We start from the raw sequence: 13938 nt of genomic DNA, 5'->3' as shown, positions 1-13938 counted from the left end.
TATAAGCATTGCGTTACACTAATCGCTCATAGAGTCCTGATGCCCGTGACACACTTTTACCCATCGCCAGTTGCAGCACTTTTTTATCTGCTACCAGCTCAAAGGTCTGCTTTGCACGGGTAATACCGGTATACACTAATTGCCGGTTAATACCGACGCTCGCTTGTTTAAGTGGTGGCAATACCATAGCAGTGTAACTAAACTCTGAGCCTTGCGATTTATGAATGGTCATAACATACACTTTATCGTGCGCTGGGAGTCGTGCAGGTGAAAATGCACGTTCATTACCCTGCTCATCAATAAACAGTGCTTTGAGTTGGCCACTGTCATCAGGCATTAAAATACCTATATCGCCGTTAAAAAGTTTAAGTTGATAATCGTTTTGGCTAATCATAATAGGCATACCCGTGTAATGCCGCTGATTAGGGTTAACGCTAATTAACCCTTGCTGTTGCAATACACGCTCAATACGTTGATTTAAACTATTAACGCCGTAATCGCCTTCACGCACTGCTGCAAGTAATTGATAGCGGGCAAAAGCCTCATGCACTTTGGCAACACTAGCCCCTTGGGCAATCAGTGTTAAATAATCACCGTAGTGACTTGCCGCGCTGTTTATAAGTTTTTCAATCGGTGTAGAGACAAAATCGTAGTCTAAAATAACATCGCTAAAATGCCCTTGCGTACTGTGTTGTTCAACGTAATTTAAAATACCCCGATCATTGGTATTAACAGCCAAAGCCAATTGGCCTATGCCACTTTTGGCATCAAAGCGATAACTATGTTGTAAAAAGGCAATGCAATCAGCCAGTTTAAACTCACTCTGATTTTGCGCGCCAAGTTTAGCTGCGCCATTAAAACACACCTTATTTAATTGCTCACAGCGTGCTTTGGAATATTGCGGTGTTTGCCCAAGCACTAAACCTTGGCATAAATCACTCATTACACTGCCAGTATCAACCGAGGCGAGTTGGTCTTTATCGCCAAGTAAAATCAATCGGGCATGCGCTGGCAAGGCCTCAATTAATTTAGCCATGAGCGATAAATCGACCATACTGGCCTCATCAATAATCAATACATCAACATGCAACGGATTGCTTTTATCGTGCCTGAATTTATTAGTAAATGGCTTAACTCCCAACAAACGATGAATGGTTTGCGCACTTTGCGGGATCAACGCATTAATATCAGCCGGTATTTCTGTGAGCTTATTTTTAGCCCCTAAAATTGACTCTGTTAATCGCGCCGCTGCTTTACCTGTGGGTGCCACCAATTTTATGCTCAATGGTGCAGCCTGATATAACGACTGTAAAATGGCTAACAGCTTTGTCACCGTGGTGGTTTTACCTGTGCCAGGCCCGCCTGTGATCACACTAAAGCCCTTTGTTGCAGCAATAGCACAAGCGACCTTTTGCCAATCAATATCAAGTGTTGGATTATCAGGAAAGTAGCGTGTTAATAACTCAGTAAGGACTGCATCATCAATATTGAGTTGTCGCTCACTCATTGCCAGTAATCGCTGCGCTAAAGTTTGCTCATACCCTGCTAAACGCGAAAAATACAACCGCTGATTAAACAATTGCAGCGGCTTGTGATCCCCCACACTGTGATGCGCGTGTAAGTAACTTATTGCTGCCTCAGTCGTAAAATCGTCACTAAATGGGGTGAGAGTGTCAGGTACGGTGCCTTCTAATTTAGTAAAGTCGCTTTGGCGTAAATTAAACGGATTAGCCCAATCAACCTCTGTTAGAGTTAAACAACTATGCTGGCTTTGCTGTGATAAACACAGCATTAAAATAATATAAAATAATTCGTCATAATCATGCTCAGTATTGTTACCACTGAGTAATTCGGCCAGCTTTACATCCACAACACGTACGCGATGCTGCTCAGTTAAATAGCTAAGCAGCGGCACAACTTTAGGTGTTTGAGTAACAGAGTCCGCTAGTTGTTGATTGAGTAGCGCCGACTCATCAACAGGCGCGTCGTCAAAGTCATCAAACAAACCAGGTTGTTGGTTTAAATCACTCATAGCATCGCTCCTTGGCTAAACAAACCATCTAAAATAATAACTTGCTCTACACTTAACTGTTTAGAGTACACCCCTTCACCCGCTGGCATACCGCGTAAAAAGGTATAATACACGCCGCCTAAATGCGTCTCTATGGCATAGTCAGGAATACGTTGTTTAAGTAATCGATGCAGCGCTACGGTATAAATTAAATACTGTAAATGATATTGGTGGCTGGTCATGGCTTGCTCAAGCTGCTCTGGCTCATAATCTGCGGGGGTACTGCCCAAATAATTCGATTTATAATCTAAAATATAATACTTGCCTTGGTAGCAAAAAATTAAATCTATAAAGCCTTTTAGTAAGCCTTTTACATGGGCAAATTCAAGTTTGCTTTGGCTAAAACCAAAGTGTTTAATCAGCATTTCGTTGAGTTTAGGCGCACTTAGGCTAGCAAGCGGTAAGTTAAACTCCATTTCAACAAGACAATCACTCGGTGATAATTGACTCAAGCTTAAATTATTTTCACTATTTAACGGGCAATTAAGCGCATCGAGTATCCATTGCTCGGTAATTTGCTGCCATTGCTCATCAATATGGTATTTTTCAAAGGCACATTTAATTACTGCCGATAAGTTTTGCTCTGGATTTGAGGGGTGAACAATCGGGCTGATAAAATCAAGTTGCTCGAATATTTCGTGTAAGCAACTTCCTGGTTTTGCACCTTTTGGAAAACTATACGGTGAGAGAAGTTCATCTTGTTGCACTGCAAATTCATCTCTTTGATGATCTTCATCGCTGCGCCCAGGTGCCAGTTGGTCAGTATGCTTTTTAAAGCTCAAGGCACTAAAACTGGTTGCCCGCCAATCGCGTTCAATCTGCGTGGTTACAGTATTAATACTCAGCGCCTGCTTTTCAACGTGTTCATTATTAAAGCGAAGTATGCCCTGCTCGAGTAATTCACCCGAGGTAAATTGCAGATATTCCATCGAATCATTGGCATCACAAAACTCACTTAAATGAGTGCGCCATGTTTGGCTACTGGTTAACGCTAACCCTGAGAACAACACATGCCCAAGCGCACTACTTTGAATCGCTAAGCGGCTACTTTGCCCTTGCCCGATGTTATATACACCCAAGGCACAAAAATGCACTGCACGGGTCAATGCGACATACAATAGGCGTAAATCTTCGGCTAGACGCTCTTGTTCTGCTTGTTGCAAGGCGTCTTCGTCTTTACTTAAATCAAAAATTAACTTGCCGTTATGGTGATAAAGCGCGTCTTTAGTTTCACGATAGCCACTAGCAAAGGGCATAAATACCAATGGATATTCAAGCCCCTTTGAGGCATGCATAGTGACAATTTTAACCAAGTTTGCGTCGCTCTCTAAACGTACTTGCACAGTTTCGCCATCTTGTTGGCTCACCTTTTGCGCAAACCAACGCAATAAACGAAGTGTCCCTTCAAGCTCTATTTGTTTTTGCTGCAGTATTTCGCCAAGGTGTCTAAAGTCGGTAAGCCAACGTTCTACGTTATAGCCCAAGCCTTGCCATTTGGCACTGAGTTGATTATGACTCAGTAAGCGTTCAAGCATGGCCATAGCCCCTTGCTTGTGCCAAATATGACTAAGTTGAGCAAAAAAGTTTAAGTGTTCTTGCCATGCATTTTCATCATCGGCCAAAGCAAAAATATCGTTATAACTTAAACAGAATAATGGCCCTGCGAGTACACCTCGTAGAAGCGACTCGTCGTACTGGCCGTGCAATGCGGTTAAAAAGTTGAGTAAATGGTGACTTAGCTCTTGGCTAAATACACTATCACGAGACAAATACACGCTGGCAATATTGGCTTTGCTCAAGGCCTGCTTCATTATTTGCGCTTCAACGCGGTCGCGCACCAAAATACAAATATCAGCAGCGCTTACCGGCGTACTGCCAATACAGGCTATTCCTTGGTTTGCCTGCTCAAGTAAAGTAACAATTTTATTGGCAAAATGGGTGGCTAAATGAGCTTGCCCTAAGCCTTTACTGGTCGGTTTGCCTTTTTCATCGCCGGCTTCATCTACAAACACATTAAACTCAAAGGCGGTGGCCGGCTTGCCAGCAATTAAAAATGTATCTTCGGCTTTTTTACCCTTGGCTTTCACTTTATTAAAAGGAATGGCATCGTTATAAATAAAGCTGTTGTCGTATTTACTAAACAAGCTATTTACGCTGTTGACGATATCGCTGCTGGAGCGAAAATTAGTGCCTAGGGTAAATTGTTGCGACTGATCTACGGCCTCTTTGGCACCAATGTAGGTAAATATATCTGCGCCCCTAAAGCCATAAATAGCTTGTTTGGGATCGCCTATCATGGCTAAAGTGGTATTGCTTTGAGCATAAATTTTACTAAAAATACCGTATTGAATAGGGTCGGTATCTTGAAACTCATCAATCATTGCCACCGGAAATAACTGCGCAATTTTTTGCGACAATACGTCACCTTGCTCACTATTAAGGGCAGTGTGTAAATTAGTGAGTAGGTCATCAGGGGTGATCACGCTTTGCTCTTGTTTGCGCTTAACAATCGCGGCTTTTACCCAGCGCGCGGCATGCTGCACAACGGCTATTTTAAGCCCTTGGTTGATGGTGTTATTAAGGGTGGCTAATTTGTCAAACTGGCTAATTAACGAATGGCTAAATAACGCGCCATTTTTTTTATAATTAGCGGTATTACTTAAGTTCTCGCTGCTCCATACCTCAAACGAATATTTGTTGGTACCAAATTCAAAAAAATCATCATTGCCTAAACAAAACGCTTCAAGCGCCGCTAAGCTGCCTTTTCGTGCCGGTGTTTTTGAGCCGCTTAAGTCTGACGCCTTCACAGCGCCAATAAATTCTTGCCCCAAGCAGGCTTCTTTGAATGTAGGAATAAGGCCCAAGTATTCATCTCGGGCTTGCCACACATCCTCTAAATTTACTTGCGGTGTTATTTCGGCGTTGGCTTTATTTAAAATACTGCTTACTTGGCTAAATAATGATTCAGGTGCGGCAAACACCTCTAAAATCGCATCTGTTTTTTGCTTATTAAGCGGGTAGACAAACGCGCGCCAAAAATCTTTTATGGTCTCAAGCAGTATCTCGCGCTCATCTAAAATAAACTCTAAGTTAAACGCTACCCCCGACTCAAACGCATGTTGTTTTAACATCCGCTGACAAAAACCATGAATGGTAAAGATAGCCGCTTCATCCATTGATTTAGCTGCTGCATCGAGTAAGTCAAACGCACGATGTTTATCATCAACGCCCGCTATCACACCTTCAATGAGTTCATCGTTTGGCTGTTGCCCCAATAAGGCATCGCGCGCGGCAATAATACGGCTACGTACGCGGTCTTTAATCTCTTGGGTAGCGGCATCGGTAAAGGTTACCACCAAAATTTGCTCAACACTCAATGGCGTACTCAGCTCACCGGGTATTTGCATGCCTAATAAATAGCGTAAATACAAACCCGTGATCGTGTAGGTTTTACCTGTGCCAGCACTGGCTTCAATTAAGCTTTGGCCCTTTAATGGCATAGTGAGTGGGTTAAGCGCTTGCATAGTCACTCTCCTTGGCGAGCTCAAATAACGGGGCGAGTAATTTTTCGCTCCATTGTATAAACTCCTCTTGGCAATCATTGAGCGATTGCACCGTGAGACGAATATAAGGGTTTTCCCCTTCACCTCGGCCAATATACTGTGGGCTAAATTTACTGTTAGCTTTTGCCATATCGCCACCGCTTTTCACATATTCGTAACCACTCACCGGAAAAAACGCCACCGGCGCGTTTCGCAATGCTTTGTATAGTTCAAACCAATCTGCAAGCAGCAAGTCGGCATTGGCTTTACTCATAGGGGCAAAGCTAATTTGTTTATCTAAACCCAGTAATAAGGTTTCAACCTCTTGTTGCATGCTTTGAGCTGCCAGGTGATAAAGAAAGCCTTTTATTAAATCTTTGGCTTTAATACTGGCACTGCGGTAAAACACTTGTTTATGCATATACACATGGTTAAGCCAGCCTTCAATGGTAGTATTTTCAAGCGACAGTAACACTTCTATCGGTTCGCTTTTACCGGCTTTAATTTGCTCTTTTACTTGCCCTGCAAGCGCATCAACTCGGTGCTGCATACCCTCATAAATTAAGCTGCCAACATTGGCTTGGGGCAACTCACCGCGCTGCAGGATTTGCTCGGTACTGAGCGGAGTATTGCTAATGTTTGCTTCAAGTATTTCGTCAAGGTAAAAATAACGGCGCAGCGCATCTAGGCTAAACGGTTCTTCGTCTTTCGCTATATCATTAAATTGCGGCAAGCGTAACCCTAAGCTTTGTTGATAAAAGCTCTCTTGGGCATGGCACACACTGCGAATAAACACATCAAGATCAAGTAGCTCTGGGGGTGTTACATCGAGCGCAGTGATTGCTTTTGGCTCAATAGCCTCGCTAGGCAGCCAAATTGGGTTATAGCTGTGATTATTTACTCCCGCCTGTTCATCGCTAGGAGCTGAGTAATACAGGCTATTAAAAGGCTGCAAATGCTGCCGCGTAATAAGGCATTCAGGCAAGGGTTTATCACTGGGTTCGCTAAGTTTAAAACTGCGACCTATGTATTCTAAAAGCTCACTTACTAGGGTTGATGGCATACGCGGCTGGTTATCAAAACACGAGCGGCCAATGTAGCTCATGTATAAATTATCTCGAGCACTTAAGAGCGCTTCTAAAAAGAGGTAACGGTCATCGAGTTTACGTGAACGGTCACCTTTTTGCTTTTTAGAATACGGCACTAAATCAAATCCGATTGGCTGCACCGTGCGCGGGTAATCGGCATCGTTTAAGCCTAGCATACACACCACTTTAAAAGGGACGGCGCGCATGGGCATGAGAGTACAAAAGTTCACTTGTCCTACTAAAAAGCGCTGACCTACGCCTTTTTCTTGTATACCTTGCTTGATTAGATAGCTCACTATGCGCTGCGAAACGGCTTTACTGTAGTCGCCGTTGTCGTGGTGCTTCGCAATGTCTTCGAGCACCTTTTGCAGCACTAATAAATCCCAGCTTTCATCGCTTTCGCTCTCATACACAGCATTGAGTAGCTCACTTAATATATGGGCTTTATTAGAAAGCGTATCATCAGGGGTGAGTTTCGCTTTAAAGTCTTGAAGCACATCAATAAAATGCACCAGCTTATTGAGAGTATCAAGCGCCATACCTTCTACTTCATCGGCGCTGTAAATGCCATTAAATGGGCACTGTTCGTCGCGCATGGCAATCCCCAGTAATAAGCGGTTCAAGCCATGTTGCCAGGTATTTAAATCAATGGCGGGTAAATCAAAGCTTTGTTTATGCTCAGCGTTTATACCCCACTTTACCCCTACTCGCTCAAGCCAATAATGTATTTGCTCGTATTCATGGGCTTCTAGGCCAAATTTTTCGGCAATTTGCGTAACCTGTAATAAATCGAGAATATCCGATACACCAAAGCGCGAAAACGGTAAATTAGCTAAACTGGCAAACGAGCTCAGTACTGGTTTTTCTTGCTCTATGGCTAAATCGGCAAGGGCGTATGGTATAAATCGGCTGCCCTGCGCACCACCAAAAACGGCCTCAATGTAAGGGCTATAAGTACCTACATCAGGCATCATGACGATGATGTCTTTGGGGGTAAGCGTTGGGTTTTGATTAAACAAATTGAGTAAGTAGTCGTGCAGGCGCTCGACTTCCCTTAATGGTGTGTGGCAGTCACTTAACGTAATGCTGGTATCGTTTGCACTTATGGGCAGTTTACCCTCATCGTTTATAAACCATTCTTTGTTATCGGTAAGCGATTCACCTTTAAAGGCAAGTTGGTATATTTCGCTTTGCACTTGCCCAAGTAAGGTATCGTCAAACGCATCAATAAAACCATCAATCCAACGGGCATCAAGCTGCACCAGTTGCTCAAAATAATCGCGGCCGAGTTTACCCCACGAGGACAACAACGGATTACCAATAAAATAGTATTCTTCATCGGGATTCGTTTGCTTTTTTTGCTGCGCTTCCACCAGCGGCATTTTGGCGTATTTAGCGTTTATTTTAGCCGCTGTTTTTTCATCGATTATATCGCCCCAATAATGCTCGCTGGGGTTAAAAAAGAATAAAAACACCTCAGTTTTTTTACTCAAGGCTTCAAACACGTCAAGCTGTGAGCTGGCAATAGCAGATATACCAAATAGGCTAATACGCTTTGGCAATAAGCTGCTATCCATACTCTCAAGGGCGCTGAGTAATTGTCCTTGCATGTTGGCGCGGTGAAATTGGCTTTGCCCAAGTGTTTTACTTAATTTGACAAGGCGGCGCCACAAATCGGGTTGCCAAGGAGCAATGCTGATATCTACATCGTCAAGCGTATCAACACCGATATCCCAAGTAGCTATCCAATGGGGGCGATACATTAAATATTGGTCGTACACATCGGCTATTTTTTCACATAGGGCAAAGGTTTTTTGGCCGTCAATATCCCCCTCTAAATAGGTTTTTAGGGGTAAATACAGTGGCTCGTCAATACAAGTAGGTAAAATTGCAAACAGTTTCCAAGCAAGGTTCGGTTTATTAAACGCCGACTCTTTAGGCACGTTTGGCAATAGTTGCTGGTACAACTGCCAAATAAAGCTCGACGGCAGCGGAAAGTCTACCTGCGCAGCCACGCCTAAATTTTCACTTAAACCAATTTTTAGCCACTGCGACATACCCGGCGATTGCACTAACACCACTTCTTTATCAAATGGGCTTTGCAACGGGTTTACCTTTAACAGTTGATGAAACTGCGCTTGCAGGGCTTCCATACGGTTTGATTGAATAATATTGAGCATACGATACCAGCCTTACTTGAGATAAAGGCCAGTGTAAGATATTTTCAATTTAAGCGGTAGCGCAAAGGAGGTATTGGCGTTAATAAATCAGCATGTTAGCCAGTAGCTAGCTGATTTTTTAAACGCACAGGACTCACTTTAGTCACTGTGCGTTTTTAATAACAAACCCGTTATTGGTATGGGCTTATGCTAGATAAGCTAAAATCACTTTGCATTATTACGTTACCATCAATGCCTTTGAGCTTAAGTGACAAGCCTGGATCTGCTTGCTGCCAATCAATGGTTAAATCGCCATAGTTAACATTGTGAGTGTAATCACCGACACGATGTTTATTTGGGCTAACGTCTTTCCATTTTTCAGTCAGGCCTGAGCTGGTCATTTCAATGAGTGGGTAATCAAGATTGTGTTGATACCTTGAAATTTCCCCCCAATGGGTATCGCCGCTTATGATCACCACGCCATTTACGTGGTGTTTTTTAATTAACGAAAATAAACGGTTTCTATCCTCTGGAAAATTTGCCCACGATTCCCAGCCAGTAAAATCAGGCAGTAACTGTAAGCTTGATGCAATTAGTTTAATCGCTGCTGGCTTTTTAAGTTCGGCTTCAAGCCATTGCCACTGCGCCTCCCCTAGCATAGACGCGCCTTTTACTTCAGTTGGACTGTACGGGCCTTGGTTATTTGCTTTACGCTTTGTAAAATACTCAAGTTCGCTCACTGAATTAAGCTTATCGCGATTAAAGCGTAAGTCAGGCATGATCACCTGCAAGGTTTGCTCGCCTTCGCCATACATGTACGAGGTATAAATACCATCAGCACGAGTGCGGCGCGCTGAGTTTGCCGGTTCATCCCAAAAATCGAGCATAATTTGCCGTGATGCTTCTTTATGAGGGTACTCTTTACCCGCATCGTTTTGACCATAGTCGTGATCGTCCCACATGGCTATTAGGGGTGTATTTGCTTTTAAGGTTTTAAAGCCAGGCTTTTCCCCTAATCGTTGGTATTTATTTTTAAGCACGGCCATGTCGTTAGTATCGCCATAAATGTTATCGCCTAAAAAAATAAATAAATCACCCTGCTCTTTGTTGATGGCGTTAAATATAGGAATGTCTTTATCTTGGTGCCCGCAAGAACCAAATAATATTTTAGACGGCGCAGCCATTGCGCCACCACTAACAACAAAAGCAAGTAACAGCGCTGAATGATTAAAGGTTTTTAGTAACTGTTTCATTTTAAAATCTCGTTAATAGCCGGTGCCATATTAGGGTTAATCGTGTCTGGGTTTTGCCCAAGTGCTTTTAAAACGGTGGCGGCAATTTGCGCTTGTTTAAGCTCATTATCGGTTTTTATTAAGCCATTACCTTTAATTGTAGGACCAATGGCAGCAAGCCAAATATGCTCTGAGCCAATAATTCCCTCAGGAAATGCCTTTTTGCCCTGCTCCGACTTTGCTAAAGCCCGTTTAGAGCTGTGATGTTGCCAATCGTTTGCGTAGCTGCCACGGCCATGATCGGTAGTAACAATTAACGTGGTATTATTTTTGTAACCCGCGGTGCTTTGAATGGTTTGCCATAAATCTTTTAAAAATGCATCGCTTTGTTTGGCCGACTTTAAGTAAGCATCGTAATGGCCATCGTGAGCAAAGTCGTCAGTTTCTCCTAAGCTAATAACCAGTAATTTAGGCTTTTTCGCCAGCATATAGGCTTTAGCAAATCGATAGGTAAAACTATCAAGCCGCACATTGTGCCATGGGCTGGGTATTTCTGTTTGTAATGCGTTTAACAGGGGCGCATCGGCAAATAAATCATCGGCGATAGGCATAAACCCCGCGTTTACATACACATTAGTACGCTTAGTATTTACAATGTAAGGAAACACATCCCAGCTACCAAATAAAGCAGTGCTGTTTTTAAATTCAGGCTGCGCATCTAATCGCTCTAAAATGGTTTTATTTGGGTTAAATACTTTATCGTTACTGTTAATGTTTTCATCCACTTCGCCGGTAAGAATTTCGTTATAACCAGGGTATGAAAAATACCATGGATTACTCACCGACATCGCTGAGCCATTTGCTCTGTCGCCAATAATTACGCCTTGAGTGGCAATCGTTTGTGTTAAAAATGGCATTAATAATTGCTGGCGCTGTTGCACCCTTTCATCCCAAAATTCATTGCTTAACTGTGCTGGTTGCTTAACAAATTCTTTATTATTGAGCAGGTTTTTATCGGCACCATCAAATACTTCCTGCCAGCGTACGCCGTCAAGGGTGACTAACACTACATTTTGTTGAGCAGCCAATGCTGCATTATTAAACAATAAAATTAAACTTAACCCGATAATTGTTATCATGCTTTTCATGGTGTTCTCATCAACTTTATATAGTAAAAAGCCCATCGGTGATGGGCTTATATAAGGTTACATTAGGTTTAAAAAGTAGCCGTTAATGTAACCGCTGCTGTGCGTGGCGAGCCGATAAAGTAAGTACTCCCATTGCCCGTACCACCTGCCAAGTAACTTTTATCGGTAATGTTATAAACCACAAAGGCAATATCAACGGCTTTAAACGGGCCTGCGTTAACTTCGGCTGCATAACCTGCGTTTAAATCAAGCACGGTGTAGCTATCTACATCGCCACGCTCACCGGTGTATTTAGCCGATAAACCAAAGCGGAAATCGCCACTGTAGTAATCGGTTGATAGCACAAATAAATCATCCACTGAGTCAATTACTTTGCCTCCAGCTTCAAAGCCTGGCGCATCGCCTTTGTATTCAGAGCTATTATTGGTGTATGAGCTATATACATTCCACTCATTATTAAGCATATAACTTGCTGACAGCTCTAGACCTTTGGACTCAATACCGCCCACATTGAGGTACGAGCCGTTTGTGCCTATGGTGTAGTCTATACCGCCGGTGTCGCTGCCTGGCGCTATAAAGGTGATGCGGTTATCAAACTCAATTGAATAGGCCGTTGCCGTTAGTTTAAGTGCATTATTTTGATAGCGTACACCCAGGTCAATATTTTCAGCGGTTTCTGGCTTAATAGCTGATAAGTCAGAGCTGTCGCGCTCAAGCACACCATCTTTAATGGCGGCAAAGTTTTCGCTATAGCTGGTAAATAACTCAGTATTACTATTTAGCTGATACAAAATACCGCCACTAAATAAAAGGTCTGAATCACTGTTTACTTTAGCTGTTGTGGCGTTTTTATAGTGGTCATACTTTTCTATATCCACTAAGTATTTTTTTACCCCTAGGTTTAAGGTAAGGTCACCTAGTGTCATTGAGTCTTGTGCATACCATTTAAGCGTATCAGTCTCAAAGGTGTTTTTGTATTGCGTCCAGTATGGGGTGTTATCAAAATGATGATAAATACGGGCATCGATTACTTTATGCCAATCACGCGACTCATCACGGTCGCTTTGCTCATACCAAAAACCCGCTTCTATATCGTGCATGCCAAAGCTAGCTTGATAATTAGCAGTTACCCCTAAACGATCTTTATTGTAATGAGTATGACGATAAGACATAACTGGCGTGGCATCAGCGTCGTAACATGCAGGGTTAAGCTCAGGACCCGACTCCCACGGCCAATTTAAACTTGCGGTACAACCTGCGTTCGGCGCAAGTGGATTACCGTTGCTATCTGTAAAGCCATAAGAGCCTGCGTTGGTGCCCCCCTCGGTGGTTGGGTTGCCATTTTCATCTACAGGGGATGTTAAATAAGGTGGGATCCAATCGCCTCGGCCTGAGTTTTTATGGTAATAAGGGCTAATGGTTAACAATGAGGTAGGTGAAATCGCGTATTCAAACTTTAAATATCCTAGAGTATTTTCACGCAGGGTGCCCCAACCTTCTGCAAACATTTGGTCAAAGTGCGGAACGCCTGTCCAGTTCCATGTTAGTTGATCCCAATCAGGGGTTTGCTCAAATTGCTCTAGGCTCACGCTATTGTAGTTGGTCTCGCTTACATCGTCGTACGATAAGCGCCCTGTAATAGTTAACTCATCAAGGGTGGTAACAAATTTCGCTTCAGCGTGTTGGTTATCTTTTCCGCCATTGCTGCCTGAGCCAATCCAACGGCTAGTATCGGTTTGTGAGTAACTCACGTACGCTTGGGTATTATCGAAAATGGTGCCAGTTTCGTGCTTAACATAATAACGCGAAGCATCGTGACTGCCTGAGGTATAAGCAAAGGTGGTGCTTTTATCTAAACTCGGTGCTTTACTTACAAAATTAAAAGTACCGCCTAATGCCTCTAATGAGGCCGATTTAATGTCTGAGGTACCTTGGCCAACTTCCACTGTCACCAAGTTTTCGCTATCGAGATAACGATTCGCTTTAGCCCCGCCACCATAATTAGAGCCACCATTAGGAATGCCGTCTATCGTCATACCTAATTGCTGTTGGTTAGAGTCAATACTAAAACCACGCATGGTAATGGTTGTTGACCAATCATCGCCACCAAATGCGTCGCCTTCGTTTATGCTAATACCTGGCAGGTTATCAATTACCGATAACACACTCGATACCGAGCTTTGTTGTTCTAGCATCGCAGGTTCAATAACGTTGTTTGCATAACTGGTTGGTTTTGCAGTAACAGTTACTTCTTCTATCACGTTATCGTTAGCATAAGCTGAAGTTGATACCGCCATGGCCACAGCCATGCTCAAAATCGATTTATTTTTTAAAGCGTACATTGTTGTCCCATTTGATTCTAATTATAAAAGGTAATTATGAAAGCGGGCACAGTCTATTTTTTAAGTATGACAACGAGGGGCAATTTTATTGACAAACAGGTTAAACAAATATGAGTTAATTATGACGTAAAGTAATCAAATCAAGCACATCGTAATTAAGAGCAATCAGATTAAAACAGCACCCAAAAGCCAAGGGACTCTCTAAAGTCATAAAATTTTCTCACTCTTTCTAACTGCAATTGATCAAAATCTTATTTAACTTAGACATAAGAGTTAAGAGCCCATAAAGTGATAACTTTTAGCCCAAAAACACGGTTTTATACAAAGTTAAAAACCAATTTTGCAATCAGCTTTTT

6 protein-coding genes are annotated in these 13938 nt (G+C 42.7%); all 6 read right to left on the bottom strand.

Annotated elements, in window-relative coordinates; genetic code table 11:
• Window positions 1-13: 13 nt before the first annotated feature.
• Window positions 14-2032: an exodeoxyribonuclease V subunit alpha gene (recD, locus tag PISS_RS06055; protein ID WP_058154439.1), complete on the bottom strand. Its 2019-nt coding sequence runs from the start codon at window positions 2030-2032 to the stop codon at window positions 14-16.
• On the bottom strand, window positions 2029-5595 hold the full coding sequence (recB, locus tag PISS_RS06050; RefSeq protein ID WP_058154438.1) for an exodeoxyribonuclease V subunit beta: 3567 nt from the start codon (window positions 5593-5595) through the stop codon (window positions 2029-2031). Before recB ends, recD begins: the two co-directional genes overlap by 4 nt.
• Complete coding sequence (gene recC, locus PISS_RS06045) at window positions 5582-8881, bottom strand: exodeoxyribonuclease V subunit gamma (protein WP_058154437.1); 3300 nt, start codon at window positions 8879-8881, stop codon at window positions 5582-5584. The genes recB and recC overlap by 14 nt, the downstream gene beginning before the upstream one ends.
• 170 nt (window positions 8882-9051) lie before the next feature.
• The gene (locus tag PISS_RS06040) at window positions 9052-10113 is read right to left on the bottom strand and encodes an alkaline phosphatase D family protein (protein WP_058154436.1); all 1062 of its coding nucleotides are present in this window, start codon (window positions 10111-10113) and stop codon (window positions 9052-9054) included.
• Window positions 10110-11231 carry an alkaline phosphatase family protein gene (locus tag PISS_RS06035; protein ID WP_418054964.1) on the bottom strand — a complete coding sequence of 374 codons (1122 nt, stop codon included), beginning with the start codon at window positions 11229-11231 and terminating at the stop codon, window positions 10110-10112. Before PISS_RS06035 ends, PISS_RS06040 begins: the two co-directional genes overlap by 4 nt.
• A gap of 77 nt (window positions 11232-11308) precedes the next feature.
• Window positions 11309-13582 (bottom strand): TonB-dependent receptor domain-containing protein, encoded by a 2274-nt coding sequence (locus tag PISS_RS06030; protein ID WP_058154434.1) that lies wholly within the window; start codon window positions 13580-13582, stop codon window positions 11309-11311.
• Window positions 13583-13938: the final 356 nt, after the last annotated feature.

It is taken from the genome of Pseudoalteromonas issachenkonii, from assembly GCF_002310795.1.
In the GTDB taxonomy this organism is placed as follows: Bacteria; Pseudomonadota; Gammaproteobacteria; order Enterobacterales; family Alteromonadaceae; genus Pseudoalteromonas; species Pseudoalteromonas tetraodonis.
This window is presented reverse-complemented; position numbering and strand designations above follow the sequence as displayed.